The sequence below is a fragment of the Marivita sp. NO-S04 genome (assembly GCF_059070475.1).
Genome location: NZ_CM180980.1, coordinates 947797 through 962556 on the forward strand (window position 1 = coordinate 947797; position 14760 = coordinate 962556).

Consider the following 14760-nt stretch of genomic DNA (forward strand, 5'->3'; position numbering starts at 1 on the left):
ATGTGTGCACTACACCGTGTTCAAGACGCGGAAACTCAACAACATTTTCGGTAATATTTGCGGCTATGCGATCATCCTGCCATTTCAGCAGTTTCGCTACGAGCATTGCAATCACCACACTTACACCCAGCTCAAGGGGCAGGATCCCGAACTGATCGAGCTGCCAATCTCGGTCTGGAAATACCTGTGGTACATTTCCTCAGAGCCCTATTGGCGCAACAAATTTTCCCAAATTCTGCGCAATGGCGCTGGGCGCTTGAACGACGAAGACCGCACGTTCCTGACCAAGTACGAAGCGCCAATCATTGTCCGCGAGGCCCGACTGATGCTGGCTTTCTATGCTTTGATCGTCGTCGTATCTGTTTTCATGGGGTGGACTTGGCCGCTGTGGTACTGGCTTGTTCCGCTGTTTCTGGGTGAACCGGTGATGCGGGCGATCCGTTTGACCGAACATGTGGGGCGGCCCAACGTGGACGACATGAAAGAAAACACCCGCACTTCGCTTGTCTCGGGTCCGATGCGATTTCTGTGCTGGAACATGAACTACCACGCCGAACACCACTATGCTGCGTCCGTGCCGTTTCATGCGTTGCCCAAGCTGCACGAGAAACTGCAGGGCTATGTTTATGTCGAGGAACGGGGATATCTTGGCGCGCATGTGGACATCATCAGCCAATTGTTAGGTCGGAAACCCCGCAGTGACAGTGAGGCCCGCAAGGCGTGACAGCGCGGGACAAGGCTTGGACGGATGTGATTGCGGTCAGTGACCTTGAGCCCGGTGACGCGACACCCGTGACGCTTGGGGCGCGGGAATTGGCGGTCTTCGATGCATCAGAGGGGATTTTCGTCAGCCTTGCCCGCTGCACGCATGGCGCGGCAAATCTGTGCGATGGGCATTTCGACGGCACACATATTGAATGCCCGCTGCATCAAGGCCTGTTCGACGTACGCAGCGGCGCACCCAAGGCGGCCCCTGCACGGCTGCCGCTGCGGATGTTTGAGACGCGTGTGGTCGATGGGGTCGTGCAGATTCTGATCTCAGCCTGATTGTTCCGCGTCGATGGTGCGTGTCACCATCTGGCGGAACAGCTTGGCCCCGGCATCCAGCCCAAGGTCGATATAGGGGGTGGCCGGGTTCTTCATGCCCTTGTGGACCTGTTCCAAAACGACGCGATCCTCTTCGAATGCCATGCGCGCGCCTGCGTTCATCCGCTCAGAGACTTCTTTGTCGTGCGGATCGGTGTTGCGGTGCTGGAACCAGAAATACCGGGTCTTGTCTTCGGTGATCGGGGTCATGAAGTTGTAGGAGATGTTGATCAGCGTGTTTTCGACCGGCGTACTGCCCGGCCCGCCGGTGCCCGGAGGGGTGTAGATCGACTTGTTCAGGCCAATCCCCGGCAGGCACATTTCATAGTGTTGAAGCCGGTCGCAGACGCCCTCGAACTTAACCAGCTTGGCATAATAGGGCGACGGCGGTTGACCATAGATCCACCGCGCCACGATCACGCCGCGGTCGGTCTTGCTCACGTCCAATGCGCCGTCATCCGTACCTGCCCCTGCGAAAGACGTCACATGCACCCAAGCGACATGGCTGGGGTCCAGCAGGTTGTCGCAGACCCAAAGGTAGTGGCAGTCGATGTCCATCGCTCCGCCATCGGTACAACCCCAATCGGGATTGTCGTAGTTTTCGATCGGGAAGATCAGGTCCGGATCGGCCTTGTCGGGATCGCCCATCCAGATCCAGAGCAGGCGATAGCGGTCGACAACAGGATAGGATTTCACCACAGCCCGGCGTGGGATCTGGCCGCGCTGGGTCGGGGCATCGACGCAACTGCCGGAGCAGTCGAAGGTCAGGCCGTGATAACCGCATTCGACGGTGTCGCCCTTGAGGTTACCTTGCGACAAGGGCAGCTTGCGATGCGGGCAGGCGTCTTCCAGCGCCACTGGGGCGCCGGCTTCGGTACGGTAGATCACAACCCGTTCGCCCAGATAGGTTTCCGCTTTGAGCGACCGCCCGAACTCTGCGGACCAACCTGCCACGTACCACGTATTCCTGATAAACATGGGCTGTCCTTCCTGCATCGCGCCTGATGATCCCAGACTGCCTCGGAACACGTCTTCGCACCAGTCTCTACAACTGATTTTCGAGATTACCCTGACTAATCAGAACCTGATGCCGTTTGCACATGCGTGTGGTGTCGTGCCTGTTCTGTGGCTTCGGCGATGATCCAGTCCAGAAACAAGGCGATCTTGCGGGCGCGCCTTTGGTCTTCGGGGTAGACCAGCCAGTAATTGAGCGGCGATGCGGCGGTTTGCGGAAAGGGTTGGACCAAGCGCCCATCCCGCATCGCATCCATGACAAGCGGGCTGCGCCCCATTGCAACACCATCGCCCTGAATGGCAGACTGAACCACCATGTTCGATTGGCCAAAGCTGCGGATGCGGGCAGGGGTCGGCAGACTGTGCCCGGTTTCGCGGGCCCAGTATTCCCATGTCGGCAATTCTGTTGTCGTGGGCGCGAATTCATCACGGATTTGGGTGTGAAACGCCAGGTCCGAGATGCTGCGCAACGGTTTTGCACCATTCAGAAGGCCGGGCGCGCAAACCGGCGACAGCGTTTCACGGATCAGCGGAACAACGCCATAACCGGGGAAATCCCCCGTTCCATAGCGGATCGCAATGTCCACCTCGGCCCGCGCGACGCCGCGCAATCCAGTGTCCGTGGTGATCGAAATGGCAAAATCCGGGTGCGCCCGATCAAAGCTCATGAGGCGTGGAAACAGCCAGATAAATGCAAATCCCGGATGACAGCTGATGACGATGGTCTTGTCGTCCCGCCGTTTGTCCCGGATATCCTCACAGACTTCCGAGATCTGCCCAAGCCCGTCTGCGATGCTCAGAGCCAGCCGCGCCCCGTCGCGTGTGGGCAGGGACCGCTTTGGGCCTCGGGTGATCAGGTCATGCCCTAGCCATTCTTCCAGCGCTTTAACATGCTGGCTGACTGCGCTCTGTCCGACACCCAGTTCATCGGCTGCCTCGGAAAAACTGCCGTGACGGGCGACGGCCTCGAACGCCCTTAGCGCAGCAAATGGCAAATTCAATAACATATTAGTCAGACTAATGCGTTTCATGCGGCCTTTCAATTGGTGACCGACGCAGGATGATCTTAGCGTTTCCCTGACAGGAGGCGCGGTCATGGCGGCATTGGCAGGGGCTTGGAACATGTTAGCGAATTGCGCCAAGGCGCAGCGCGGCGAGCGTGTTTTGATTGCCTATGAGCCTGCCGAACATGGGTATTTCGACGCGCATGTCCTGAACGCCGTCGTGCGGATGGCCCGTGAGATGGGCCTGATCGTCAAGACCGCAAATGTCGGCTTTGACCCAAACGCGACACGTTTGCCTGACGCGCTGCGGGTGCAGATCGACAAGGCGGATATCGTTCTCTTTCTGGCCCGCTTGGGTGACCAACTGCGGTTCTCTGACATGCCGCCCGGCAAACGCATCGTTGTGAGCTTTGCACTTGATGAAGGGTTGCTGGGGTCCGGCTTTGGCACCACGTCCTACGCGGCCTTCGTCGCGCTGAAATCGCTGATCAGCGACAGCCTGAACCACGCCACAACCGTACGGGTCACTTGTCCTAACGGTACGGATGTGGTCGGAATTCCGGAAATGCCCCCCGACGAAGAGGGCGACACGACGGTAATGCGCTTTCCCATGTCGGTGTTCAAACCCGTCCCGGCGCACAGCTTTTCCGGGCGCGTTGCCCTCTGCGGCTTCCTGACGGGTACGGGGTCGCATTACTATGACAACTACACGGTGGAATTCGACGGTCCGGTGATGGCTTATCTTGGTCGCGGGCGGTTGCTGGGCTTTGACGGCAGCGCGCGCGATGTGGCTGCGGCCAATGCACATTACGATCGGGTGGCCGGCAAGTTAGGCATCGACCGCAACTTTGTTCATTCGTGGCACGCTGGTATTCATCCCGGTTGCGGGTATCTACAAGACGCGCGGGTGAATTACGAACGCTGGGGCGGTGCCGCGTTCGGCAATCCCCGTATCCTGCATTTCCACACCTGCGGCGCCTATGCGCCCGGTGAAATTTCGTGGAACGTACTGGACCCAAGCATCTGGATCGATGGCGTTCCGGTCTGGGACAAGGGGGTGTTTCATCCGGCGCGTCTTGCCGGGGGGCAGGCCATTCTGGACGCGTACCCCGATGCTGCGGCAATCTTTGCCCATCCCGACACGCATGTCGGCCTGACGCCATGGGGTGCAGTAACCGGGGCCGCCCCGGCGCTGGTGGCTGTGTCCTAAGACTTGCGCCGTTCCAGCCTGCGGAACAGCATCGACAAGCCAAAACAGATCACAAAGTAGAACGCGGCCGTGGTGATCCACGCCTCAAAGATCAGGCGGGTGGAGGCTACCAGTTCGACCGTCTTGAACGTCAGTTCCTGCACTGAGATCAGTGAGATGATCGCGCTGTCCTTGATCAGGGTGATGAACTGGTTGGCCATTGGCGGCATCACCTTGTGCAGCGCTTGCGGCAGCACGATATAGCGCATTTCCTGCGTGCGGCTCATGCCGATGGACCGCGCCGCCTCGCGCTGGCCTCGGTCGATGGACTGAATGCCGGCGCGGACGATTTCCCCGACAAAGGCGCTTTCGAACAGCGCCAGAACAATCACGCCCGAAATGAGCGACGGAAAGCGGCGCATGTCGCCAAAGAAGAACTCCCACACCGCGCGATTATCCGATCGGGCAATTTCGCGCGCCCAGCTTTCGATATTAAGCGCTGTGATGAGCTGCTGCGACAGGAAGAAGAAGAAGATGAAGATCACCACCACGGGTGGGATGTTGCGCAGAAATTCCAGATAGGTGCGCGCCAGCATGCGGATGGTAAGGTTCTTGGCGCAGCGCGCAATGCCAAGGATCGTGCCCAGAATGACGGCCAAGATGCTTGCGTAGATCGAGATGCGAATGGTGGCGATCAGCCCTTGCAGCAGGACGTTGGCGAACCACTCTTCGCGTTCGGTGTGGAAGCGCAGGATATAGTTTGGGATCAGGTGCCAACGCCAATTATAGTTCAGCGTGCCTTCGATCTTCCACCAGATATAGCCGAAGAACGCCAGCACGACGGCCAAGACAAGCCAATCGAGCCAGTGCAGTTTCTTCAGTCTATTCAACACATCATGGGCCTTTGCAAAGTTGCCCCCCAGCGCGGGGCCGGGGGGCAAAGCAATGATTATTCCGGAACCTGATCGGCCCAGTCATTGCCACGGAACCAGTAATCGTGACGTTCCTTCAGCCAGCCGGTGTTGGTCTTGGCGGTGATCCAGCTGTTGAAGAAGGCCAGCGCGTCGGGGTCACCTTTGCGCACGGCAAAGCCTTCGCCACCCGCCTGGAACGCCTGATTGAAGGGCACGCTCAGCACGTCGGGATAGCGGCGCGCTTCGCTGGAGGGCGTGGGTTCCGACGCCATGGTGGCGTGGGCGTTGCCGTTCAGCACTTCCTGTGTGGCCGCACCGTCCTCGTCAAACAGCAGCAGCGTCGCCTCGGGGAACATATCCGCGATCACGGTGGCCGGTGTGGCCCCGCGACGGGCCGCGAAGGTCACGTCCGAGCTGTTGTAGTCTTCCAGCGTAAAGCCTTCGGTCATCGCTGTGTTGGCAAGGATGGTCATGCCGGAATAAGCGTAAGGCACGGTAAAGTTGACAGTCAGGTTGCGCTGCGGAGTGACGGTCATGCCGCTGATGATGGTGTCGAAATTGCCCGACACGAGGGCCGGGATGATCCCGTCCCACGAGGTCGGCACAAATTCAACCTCAACGCCCATGTCCTCGGCCAATTGGCGGCCCACATCCAGCTCGAACCCGATCAGTTCGCCGTTCAGGTCACGCATCGACCACGGCTTGAAAAGCGACAGACCAATCTTGATGACGCCGCGTTCCTTGATGGTTTCGATCACGCTTGCCGAAGCCACGTCTTGTGCGGTGCTCTGGGCCAACGCGGGTAGGGCAGCCGTGGCCGCCAGTGTCGCGCCAAAGGCGGCGCCTAGAAATCTTCTGGTGATATTCATGAGTGAACTCCCTGTTCAGAAAATGCGCCTTGAAAGCGCGGGTTATATATCAGCGGCGTATCGTTTTTCGACGAACGACACGCCAACGGACAGGATCAGCGTCACCGCCATGTAAACAGCGGCGATGGTGAACCAGATTTCGAAACTCATGTAGGTTTCCGAGATGATGTTCCGCCCAATGGTCGTAAGTTCGGCCACCGCAATTACGCTGACGATGGCGGAGGACTTGACCATATGGACCACTTCGCCGGTCATGGGCGGCAGCATGAAGCGGATGGATTGGGGCAGGATGATGTAGCGATAGGCCTGTCCCTTTGACATACCGATCGAGGTTGCGGCCTCCCACTGGCCCTTTTGAACTGCGTTGATCCCGGCGCGAAAAATCTCGGAAATCAGGACAGAATGGAACACCGCAAGACATAGGATGCTGGCCCAGTAACGGTCAAAGCCGAAGATCGGACCCAGCACGTAGTAAAAGAGGTAAAGCAGCACCAGCAGCGGAATGTTGCGGATCAGTTCAAGGAATGCGACCGACACCGCCGTGCAGACGATCAATCCCGACAGGCGCAGCAACGCAACGATCAGGCCCATGACGACGGCAAGGGCAAAGGCAATGCTGGACAGGGTCAGGGTCTTGACCAGCCCGACACTGATCTCGCCCCATTGGAACCCGTCTTCGGTGAAGGAATAGAAATACTGCGGAATGCGATACCACTGCCAATTATACCCCATCGCCTGAGCGCCGCTATAGGCCAGCCAAACGATGCCGCCGACGATAAAAGCATAGGCGATGATCGAGAACGTGACTGAATCAATCGCCTTGGCAATAGGTTGGCGCTGCGGCAACGCGCGGCCTTTGGGGGTGTATGTCGGCTCTGCGATGCTCATCAGTGATCCAGAATTTGGTCAAGGAACGCACGGCATCGGGCGCTGGCAGGGTTGGTGAAAAACACCTCTGGCGGGGCGGATTCCACGATCTCGCCTGCGTCCATGAACACCATCGTGTCCGCGACCTTGCGGGCAAAGCCCATCTCGTGGGTGACGACGACCATCGTCATGCCGGTGTCAGCCAGTTCGACCATCACGTCGAGCACTTCGTTGATCATCTCGGGATCAAGCGCCGAGGTTGGTTCGTCAAACAGCATGATCCGGCTTTCCATACACAACGACCGTGCAATCGCCACGCGCTGTTGCTGGCCGCCGGACAAGGCGGATGGGTATTTGTCGGCCTGTTCGGGGATGCGCACGCGCTCAAGATATTTGCGCGCAGTCCGTTCCGCTTCGGACGGGGACACCTTGCGCACCTTGATCGGACCGATGGTCAGGTTTTCCAGAACGGTCAGGTGCGGAAACAGGTTGAACTGCTGGAACACCATCCCGACCTCTTGCCGCAGCCGGTAGATGTGTTTGGAGTCCTCAAACACCTCGACCCCGTCGACAGTCAGAACTCCGGAATTGTGGAACTCCAGCCCGTTGATGCAGCGGATGAGGGTCGACTTGCCCGAACCGGACGGGCCGCACACCACCATCCGCTCGCCTTCGCGGACGCTGATCGAGATGTCCTTGAGGGCGTGGAAGTCGCCATAGAACTTGTCGACATGGTCAAACGTAATGATCGGCGCATTATCCGGCATGCAAAGCAGACATTGATAGATCTTCCCCAGTGGCTGCGTCCATCAAACCAAGGAAGTCCTTGCAAGTGCAAGGTAAACTTTTGGCTGATCAAGGTGTGGGCGATCCAGTTTTCGCGGATGCTGCAATTCTGATCGCTCCCATTCACGGTCTGGCAGTTGATGTTTTCTCTCGATCAGCGTCAGGTAATGTGAGGATCGCAGGAGGCAACCGACGACCATGAAAACTCCCAGCCGCATCGCTTTGACGATTGATCTTTCTCTGCAGGGCAAACACACGGGCGACGCCATGCTGCGTTGGTCCGACAACAGCAATCCGCTGGGCTATCACCCGATCCCGGTTGCGTCGGTCAAGGGGGCGGGCGGGCCTGTGCTGCTCTTGCTCGGGGGCACACATGGGGACGAATTCGAAGGACCATCCGCGATTATGCGCGTGCTGCATTCGGTTGATCCGTCGCACTTGCGCGGTCAGATCATTGCCTTTCCCGCTTTGAACATGCCCGCAGTCACGGCGTCATCGCGGGTGTCGCCGCTGGACGCGGCCAACCTGAACCGCGCTTTTCCGGGCGCCCGAGACGGTGGGCCAACCGCGATGATCGCACATTTTTTGGAAACCGAGATCCTGCCGCTTTGTGATGCGGCGATTGATCTGCATTCAGGCGGAAAAGCGTCGTTTTTCGAGCCCTGCGCGTTGCCAACACTGACGGACGACCCGGCGCTTGCGGCGAAGAACATGCAGCTTGCCCATCTCTTCGGCTTGCCCTTGGTCTGGCGTCTGGGCGGGCATAATGACAATCGTTCGGTGAACTCTGCCGCAGACCGCGCAGGTGTCCCGATGATCGCAACCGAACTTGGCGGCGGAGGCGGGGTCGATCCGACTATCACCGGTCAGGCAGAGGCTGGGATCTGGAACATCCTGCGTCATTTGGGCATGATCGCCGGCGAGGTGCATCACACACCCAAGCCGCGCGTGGTGGAGATCCGCGACCCCGGCGCGTCGCTTTATGCCACATCCGAAGGGCTGTTCGACCGTGCGCTGAGTGCTGGACAGGATGTGACCGCCGGTGATTTTGCCGGGTGGTTCCACCATGTGACAGAGCCCGAACGGCCGTCTGTTCGCTTAACGATTCCGCAGTACGGGATGATCCTCGCCCACACCAATCGTGGCTTTGTGAAACGCGGCGAGATGTTGCTCTTGGTGGTGCAGGACGTGGATCAGGCTTTGTAATAGCCCACGATATCACCTTCAGTTGTTGCTCCAAGACCGTTCAGCAAGCGGTTGGAATAATTGAAATAAGCGCAGACCTGATTGACCTCGAGAATCTCTCCGTCGTCACATCCTGCAATCTTCAGCGCTTCGAAGTCCGATTTCACCATCTTGCCCACTGACACTGTCAGCTTTGCCGCATAACGCAGCAGGGCCAGTTCCTTACCCCCGAATTCATCTTCCGGGCGGTGCGCCTTAAGAGCGGTGAAAATCCGGTCAGAGCGCGGCTGATCCTTGAGCAGGTTGCGGACGTTCATAAAGTGGTGCGTCAGCGAATAGGTACAATCGTTCAGGATCGACGTGTAGCTGGCCACCACTTCCAGAAACCAGAACGGCAGCCTGTTGTCGTCGGAATGCAGCACCGACCGATAAAGTGCCACATGCCCGTACATGGTTTCTGGGCGCAGCGAATGCACGCGCATCACGGTGTCGACGGTGCCATGCGGCGTGCGCGCCTGATCCAGCAGTTCCTTCAGACGCGGCGAGGCGTCTTCGTCCGAGATCATATCGATCCATGCGGTCATTGCGAGGCTCCTTGGGGCTGTGTGGTGCCGCAAGTATCGGCAGTCTGACGACGACAAAGCAAGGGGCTTTGACGCCGCTAGACCTCGCTCATCTGATAGCTGGACCGTGCAAGCCATTCGGGGCTGATCTCGACTCCCCAACCGGGGGCGTCGGTGACGCAGGCATGGCCGTCTTCGATCCCGTAAGGCGATTGCACGAACAAACCCTCCTGCCATGGGTAATAGTCCGGTCCTTCGATGGAGAACTCCAGATACTTGCCCGCATTCGGGATCGCCCGCAGCAGGTGCATGGTGAACAGCGTCACCATCGACCAGTTGGCGCAGTGGGGGGTCACAGGTAGTTTCGCAGCCTCGGCCATCCGAACAACGCGCAGCGTGCGGCAGATGCCACCAAGATAAAGGATGTCGGGCTGCACGATGTCCACCGCCCGCATGTCGATCATGCGTTTCCACGTGGGCAGGTCGCAATCCTGCTCACCGCCCGTGACGTCGATCAGCAAGGCATCGGTCACGCGCTTGGTCTGCTCCAATTCCCAATAGGGGCAGGGTTCCTCGAAATGGCTGAAACCGTGATCCTGTAGCATGTGGCCGACTTCGATGGCGCGATCTGGGGAATAACAGCTGTTGGCGTCGATCAGCAGGTCCACATCCGGTCCCAGTTCGCGGCGCATGGTCGGGATGATTTCCTCGGTACGACCGGGCCATTCGTCCTGATTGCGGCCCACCTCGGCACCAGCGCGGACCTTGAACGCATCAAAGCCCTGCGTGTCACGCAGATGCTTGAGCCGTGCTGCCTCGTCCGCCGGGGTGATGTCGCGCTTCATCGAAGATGCATAGGCGCGGATTTTGCCGGGTGTGCCGCCCAAGAGTTCGACCACCGGCTTGCCCTGTTGCTTGCCGCGCCAATCCCAAATCGCGGTATCCAGACCCGCCATCGCACGACGCAGGTAGGAGCCGGGGAATTTGTGTTCGCGCTCGGTGACGATATCCAGAAGGTCATCCAGATCGGTGGTGTCCTGTCCCAACGTCCATGGTGCCACCTGCCGGTGCAGCACCTTACAGGTGATGTCGGAATGATAGGTCGACACCTGACCCCAGCCCTGCGTGCCGTCCTCAGCGGTGACGCGCACAAAGCCGACATCCGGGGTGGTGAAGGTCTCGATGGATTTCAGCTTCATGGCGTGTCCTTTCAGCCAAGCGCGTCTTGCAGGATGAGGTCCGATGCTTTTTCGCCCACCATCATGGCGGGGGCGTTGGTGTTGCCGGTGGGGATGGACGGGAAGATCGACGCATCCGCCACCCGCAGCCCGTCGATCCCGCGCACCCTGAGCCGAGGGTCCACAACCGAGGTCGCTGGGTCGCTGCCCATACGGCAGGTCGAACACTGGTGAAAGACGGTCCACGACGTTTTGCGGATATAAGCCTCGATAGCGGCGTCATCGTCGATCTGCGCGCCGGGCAACAGTTCACTGTCGATGACGGCGCTCATGGCTTGGGTCTCTGCGATCCGGCGCATCAGTTTCGTGCCCGCCACCATCAACCTGCGATCATAGTCAGTGGACATGTAGTTCGGGTGCATTTCGGGTGCTACGAACGGGTCAGGGGACCGGATTTGCAGGTGCCCGACGCTGGTTGGCTTGCAGGGGTTGAACCCAATCAGGAAACCGGGGAAGGGGTCGGGGCTCATCAGGGGGCGCACGCCGACAGGTGCACGGGTGTAGCTGACCGGCGAAAAGTAGAGCTGCATATCGGGGCCGGGGGACTCGTCCAACACACGGACAAAGCCACCCCCCTGATTGAGGCTGAGCGACAGCGGCCCCTTGCGTTTCATCGCATAATGCAGCGCCGCTTTCACCTTGCCGATAAACGGACGCAGTTCCTGATTGAGGCTGGCCACCTTGGACACAAACAGGTTGTCGCTGCCCAGATGGTCCTGAAGGTTGCGACCCACCTGCGCCGCGTCCAGCAGCACGTCGATGCCGTGGTCCTGCAACACCTGCCCCGGTCCTATACCGGACAGCTGCAAGAGCTGCGGTGAATTGATGGCCCCGCCGGACAGGATCACCTCGGCTCGCGCGCGCGCGGTCTTGATTTGGCCTTTGTGACGATATTCGACCCCGATGGCGCGGGTGCCATCGAAAAGGACACGGGTCGCATGTGCACGCGCGCGGATTTCAAGGTTTGGCCGCTTGCGGGCGGGGTCGAGGTAACAGCGCGCCGCTGAAGCACGGAACCCGCCCTTCGTGGTGATCTGGTAAGTTGTGGCGCCTTCCATGTCAGGGCCGTTGTAATCCGGGTTCGTCGGAAACCCGGCCTGTGCGGCAGCCTCAAGGTAGACGCGGGTGAGGGGGTGCACATCCGGCAAGACATCATGCACAGCCAGAGGGCCATCTGTCCCACGCGCCGGGCTGGGCGCGCCGTCCCAGTTTTCCATCCGTCGAAACAGCGGTTCAACATCGCTCCACCCCCAGCCGGGGGCGGCGGCGCTCCATTCGGCGTAATCGTTTTGGTGACCGCGCACATAGACCATGGCATTGATCGAACTTGATCCGCCCAGCACCTTGCCACGCGGCCAGTAGATGGGGCGATTGTCCAGATTGGGGTCCGGTTCCGTGATGTATTTCCAATTCACCTTGGCGTCGTAGAAGATCTTGCCGTAGCCGATGGGAATTTGGACCAATGGGGTTTTGTCGGACCCGCCCGCTTCGAGCAGAAGCACGGTGTATTTTCCGGACGCCGTCAAACGATTGGCGAGCACCGATCCGGCGGAGCCCGCTCCGACGATCACGAAATCAAATGCGTCCAAGCCTGTCCTCCGATGGGTCGCGTGCCAGTTTTGTGTAGCGATCGCGGGTGTTGCGAAATCGCCAGTGGCACAGCGTTAAATGGATCGTTCCGGTCGCGCAAGCCATCGCATTTGGCTGGGATCATTTCACCAATTGCTCAAGGAACCACGCCCGGAACTGCGACGCCGCGTTGCTGGGTTCGGCAATCGACAGGAAGTACCCTTCTTGGCTTGGAATGGATGCCGAGTGCGCTCGTTCGACCACGCCGGTCTGTATCGCGTGGCCAGCCAGCACCGCACTGACCAGCGCCACGCCATTGCCATGCGCCGCCAGTTGCAACGCCATGCCGTAGGTGTCGGCAAAAAGCGATGGTTGCCGATGGCTGCCCACCTTGTCCGACCATTCGCGCCAACCGCCTGAGGTGCCCACCGCTTCGATCAAGGGCAGCGTATCGAGCGTGCCTGTGATGGCAGGGGATTTCAGTGCGATCAGGTTGTTGGGGTGCAACGGCTCCGCGTTCTGGCCTGCCTGTTTCGACGATCCAAACCGGATTTCGACATCGGCGCGGGCTGAGTGGAAATCATCGGGCCAGATCGCGCTGAGAAGGCGCAGCCGGATGTTCGGATGGCGCGCGGTGAAATCGGGCAGGCGCGGGGCGATGACCCATTGCGCGACACTGACCGAGGTGGCGACGGTCAGCAGGTTTTCCACCGGTCCCGCCTCAAACCGGCCTGCCGCGCCCGCCAGTGCATCAAGCGCCGCGCTGATCTCGGGCAAAAGCCGCCGCCCGTCATCGGTGAGCATCAACCCCCGCGCTTGTCGGACGAAGAGAGGCACGCGCAGGCGCAACTCCAAAGATTTCACCTGTTGGCTAACAGCGGATTGGGTCAGGCCGATTTCTTCGGCGGCAGCGGTGAAACTCAGGTGCCGGGCCGCGGCTTCGAACGAGCGGAACCACGTCAGGGGTGGGAGCGATTTTGCCATGGGTCAAACAAGCCATTACTGTTATTAATACCTAGCCCTGCAATTCATTCGTTTGTCAAAGAATTTGCCGGTTTCTAGTGTCTCCGTCAGCGAACAGGAGACCAACATGGCACCAGAAATCCGCAAGATCGTGACCTATGACGAAGAGGTGCTGATCGAAGGGTTCAAACCGTCTGATACTCCGTGGCGTATGTTTGCAGTCGCGGCGGTTTTGCGAAACCCATGGGCGGGCCGGTATGTCGAAGACCTGACCCCGGAAATTCGCGCTTATGGCCCGGTTCTGGGCGAGATGCTGACCGACCGGATGCTGCGGCTGGCTGGCGGCGGCGATGCCATCGAAGCCTACGGCAAGGCGGCTGTGGTCGGGCTTGATGGCGAGGTCGAACATGCCTCGGGCCTGATCCACACGCTGCGGTTCGGCAATCACTATCGGCAGGCGGTGGGGGCTAAGTCCTACCTTGCCTTCACCAACACACGCGGCCCCGCAAATGCGCCGATCATGGTGCCGCTGATGGACAAGAATGATGCGGGCCGCCGGTCACATTATCTGACCATCCAGTTCTCCATTCCCGATGCGCCGCGCGCCGACGAGATCGTTGTGGCGCTGGGTGCTGCGACGTCGGGTCGGCCGCATCACCGGATTGGCGACCGCTATCAGGACCTTAAGGATTTGGGACATGATCTGGACAACCCGGCCGCGGTCTGAACGATCTGGCCTTGCCGCGATTGAAGCGGGTGAGGGGGCGCAGATCGTGCTGTTGCATGGCGTTGGCTTGCGTGCTGAGGCATGGAACCGCCAGATCGACGCTTTATCAAAGCGGTATCACGTGACCGCGCCGGACATGCCCGGCCATGGAGACAGCGCGGTGCGGCCCAACCTGACCCGTGTGTCCGACTATGCCGATGCGGTGCTTGGCGCCTTTGACGGCCCTGCGCTGATCGTGGGGCATTCGATGGGTGCGATGATCGCGCTTGATCTGGCAGCCCGCGCGCCAGAGCGGGTGCGGGGCGTGGTTGCGTTGAACGCGATATTTGAGCGCAGTTCGATGGCGGCGGAGGCTGTGCAGAAGCGGGCGGCAGAGTTGGACGGCGTCACGGTTGCAGACCCGACAGGCGCTTTGGACCGATGGTTCGAAGATCAAGGGTCGGACGAACGTGAGGCCTGCTGCGACTGGCTCTGTACAGTCGCGCCTGACGGCTACAAAGCCGCTTATTCTGCGTTTGCCCACGATCCCGGCCCGCGTAGGGACGCATTGGCCGGACTGACGTGCCCCGCGCTGTTCATGACTGGCGCGTCGGAGCCGAACTCGACGCCGGCAATGTCCGAGGCGATGGCGGCGCTCACTCCGAAAGGGCGCGCGATCATCGTGCCGGATGCGGCGCATATGATGCCCATGACCCATCCCGAAGTGGTCAACGCGGCGCTCTTGGATTTTGCGGCTGAGGTGTTGTCGTGACCTCGGCTGTTGTTGCTCTCATCTTGGAAAGGATC

General features: G+C 59.9%; 16 protein-coding genes. 6 read left to right on the top strand and 10 right to left on the bottom strand.

The features are described 5' to 3' along the window. Nucleotides 1-4 precede the first annotated feature (4 nt). Nucleotides 5-724: a fatty acid desaturase gene (locus ACK3EW_RS05040; protein WP_493808708.1), complete on the top strand. Its 720-nt coding sequence runs from the start codon at nucleotides 5-7 to the stop codon at nucleotides 722-724. Then, a complete protein-coding gene (locus ACK3EW_RS05045; RefSeq protein ID WP_439121541.1) occupies nucleotides 721-1047 on the top strand; it encodes a non-heme iron oxygenase ferredoxin subunit in 327 nt (108 codons plus the stop codon). The genes ACK3EW_RS05040 and ACK3EW_RS05045 overlap by 4 nt, the downstream gene beginning before the upstream one ends. Here ACK3EW_RS05045 and ACK3EW_RS05050 read toward each other — a convergent pair. Continuing rightward, nucleotides 1039-2064, bottom strand: a complete 1026-nt coding sequence (locus ACK3EW_RS05050) for an aromatic ring-hydroxylating dioxygenase subunit alpha (RefSeq protein WP_493808709.1) — start codon at nucleotides 2062-2064, stop codon at nucleotides 1039-1041. The two genes, ACK3EW_RS05045 and ACK3EW_RS05050, sit on opposite strands and share 9 nt — an antisense overlap. Nucleotides 2065-2159: 95 nt before the next feature. Continuing rightward, a complete protein-coding gene (locus tag ACK3EW_RS05055) occupies nucleotides 2160-3131 on the bottom strand; it encodes a LysR substrate-binding domain-containing protein (protein ID WP_493808710.1) in 972 nt (323 codons plus the stop codon). A 64-nt stretch (nucleotides 3132-3195) separates the two neighbouring features. Between ACK3EW_RS05055 and ACK3EW_RS05060 the strand changes: the two genes are divergently transcribed. Then, nucleotides 3196-4314: a hypothetical protein gene (locus ACK3EW_RS05060; RefSeq protein ID WP_493808711.1), complete on the top strand. Its 1119-nt coding sequence runs from the start codon at nucleotides 3196-3198 to the stop codon at nucleotides 4312-4314. Here ACK3EW_RS05060 and ACK3EW_RS05065 read toward each other — a convergent pair. Genes ACK3EW_RS05065 through ACK3EW_RS05080 form a run of 4 tightly spaced genes read right to left on the bottom strand, consistent with a single transcriptional unit; the run spans nucleotide 4311 to nucleotide 7710 of the window. Next, the gene (locus tag ACK3EW_RS05065) at nucleotides 4311-5186 is read right to left on the bottom strand and encodes an amino acid ABC transporter permease (RefSeq protein WP_085631411.1); all 876 of its coding nucleotides are present in this window, start codon (nucleotides 5184-5186) and stop codon (nucleotides 4311-4313) included. The two genes, ACK3EW_RS05060 and ACK3EW_RS05065, sit on opposite strands and share 4 nt — an antisense overlap. 56 nt (nucleotides 5187-5242) lie before the next feature. Next, nucleotides 5243-6076, bottom strand: a complete 834-nt coding sequence (locus ACK3EW_RS05070) for a transporter substrate-binding domain-containing protein (protein ID WP_439120383.1) — start codon at nucleotides 6074-6076, stop codon at nucleotides 5243-5245. A gap of 42 nt (nucleotides 6077-6118) precedes the next feature. After that, nucleotides 6119-6964, bottom strand: a complete 846-nt coding sequence (locus ACK3EW_RS05075; RefSeq protein ID WP_493808712.1) for an amino acid ABC transporter permease — start codon at nucleotides 6962-6964, stop codon at nucleotides 6119-6121. Next, nucleotides 6964-7710, bottom strand: coding sequence for an amino acid ABC transporter ATP-binding protein (locus tag ACK3EW_RS05080; protein ID WP_493808713.1), 747 nt, complete (start codon nucleotides 7708-7710; stop codon nucleotides 6964-6966). Before ACK3EW_RS05080 ends, ACK3EW_RS05075 begins: the two co-directional genes overlap by 1 nt. 217 nt (nucleotides 7711-7927) lie before the next feature. Here ACK3EW_RS05080 and ACK3EW_RS05085 point away from each other — a divergent pair, with 217 nt between their 5' ends. Next, a complete protein-coding gene (locus tag ACK3EW_RS05085; protein WP_493808714.1) occupies nucleotides 7928-8935 on the top strand; it encodes a succinylglutamate desuccinylase/aspartoacylase family protein in 1008 nt (335 codons plus the stop codon). On the opposite strand, the gene ACK3EW_RS05090 is transcribed toward ACK3EW_RS05085, so the two are convergent. From ACK3EW_RS05090 to ACK3EW_RS05105, 4 genes are all read right to left on the bottom strand, one after another. Then, nucleotides 8923-9498, bottom strand: coding sequence for a carboxymuconolactone decarboxylase family protein (locus ACK3EW_RS05090; RefSeq protein WP_493808715.1), 576 nt, complete (start codon nucleotides 9496-9498; stop codon nucleotides 8923-8925). The two genes, ACK3EW_RS05085 and ACK3EW_RS05090, sit on opposite strands and share 13 nt — an antisense overlap. A gap of 77 nt (nucleotides 9499-9575) precedes the next feature. Then, on the bottom strand, nucleotides 9576-10676 hold the full coding sequence (locus ACK3EW_RS05095) for a mandelate racemase/muconate lactonizing enzyme family protein (protein WP_493808716.1): 1101 nt from the start codon (nucleotides 10674-10676) through the stop codon (nucleotides 9576-9578). Nucleotides 10677-10687: 11 nt separating this feature from the next. Beyond that, nucleotides 10688-12304, bottom strand: a complete 1617-nt coding sequence (locus tag ACK3EW_RS05100; RefSeq protein ID WP_493808717.1) for a GMC family oxidoreductase — start codon at nucleotides 12302-12304, stop codon at nucleotides 10688-10690. A 121-nt stretch (nucleotides 12305-12425) separates the two neighbouring features. Further along, complete coding sequence (locus tag ACK3EW_RS05105) at nucleotides 12426-13268, bottom strand: LysR family transcriptional regulator (protein WP_493808718.1); 843 nt, start codon at nucleotides 13266-13268, stop codon at nucleotides 12426-12428. 106 nt (nucleotides 13269-13374) lie between these two features. On the opposite strand from ACK3EW_RS05105, the gene ACK3EW_RS05110 reads away from it, so the two are divergent. Beyond that, nucleotides 13375-13974: an amino acid synthesis family protein gene (locus ACK3EW_RS05110; RefSeq protein ID WP_493808719.1), complete on the top strand. Its 600-nt coding sequence runs from the start codon at nucleotides 13375-13377 to the stop codon at nucleotides 13972-13974. Beyond that, nucleotides 13946-14725, top strand: coding sequence for an alpha/beta fold hydrolase (locus tag ACK3EW_RS05115; protein WP_493808720.1), 780 nt, complete (start codon nucleotides 13946-13948; stop codon nucleotides 14723-14725). Before ACK3EW_RS05110 ends, ACK3EW_RS05115 begins: the two co-directional genes overlap by 29 nt. Nucleotides 14726-14760 lie beyond the last annotated feature (35 nt).

Coding starts and splice junctions, on each gene's coding strand:
- ACK3EW_RS05085 (WP_493808714.1), top strand. CDS start 7,928: ATGAAAACTCCCAGCCGCATCGCTTTGACGATTGATCTTTCTCTGCAG.
- ACK3EW_RS05105 (WP_493808718.1), bottom strand. CDS start 13,268: ATGGCAAAATCGCTCCCACCCCTGACGTGGTTCCGCTCGTTCGAAGCC.
- ACK3EW_RS05055 (WP_493808710.1), bottom strand. CDS start 3,131: ATGAAACGCATTAGTCTGACTAATATGTTATTGAATTTGCCATTTGCT.
- ACK3EW_RS05095 (WP_493808716.1), bottom strand. CDS start 10,676: ATGAAGCTGAAATCCATCGAGACCTTCACCACCCCGGATGTCGGCTTT.
- ACK3EW_RS05075 (WP_493808712.1), bottom strand. CDS start 6,964: ATGAGCATCGCAGAGCCGACATACACCCCCAAAGGCCGCGCGTTGCCG.
- ACK3EW_RS05080 (WP_493808713.1), bottom strand. CDS start 7,710: ATGCCGGATAATGCGCCGATCATTACGTTTGACCATGTCGACAAGTTC.
- ACK3EW_RS05050 (WP_493808709.1), bottom strand. CDS start 2,064: ATGTTTATCAGGAATACGTGGTACGTGGCAGGTTGGTCCGCAGAGTTC.
- ACK3EW_RS05110 (WP_493808719.1), top strand. CDS start 13,375: ATGGCACCAGAAATCCGCAAGATCGTGACCTATGACGAAGAGGTGCTG.
- ACK3EW_RS05115 (WP_493808720.1), top strand. CDS start 13,946: ATGATCTGGACAACCCGGCCGCGGTCTGAACGATCTGGCCTTGCCGCG.
- ACK3EW_RS05070 (WP_439120383.1), bottom strand. CDS start 6,076: ATGAATATCACCAGAAGATTTCTAGGCGCCGCCTTTGGCGCGACACTG.
- ACK3EW_RS05090 (WP_493808715.1), bottom strand. CDS start 9,498: ATGACCGCATGGATCGATATGATCTCGGACGAAGACGCCTCGCCGCGT.
- ACK3EW_RS05060 (WP_493808711.1), top strand. CDS start 3,196: ATGGCGGCATTGGCAGGGGCTTGGAACATGTTAGCGAATTGCGCCAAG.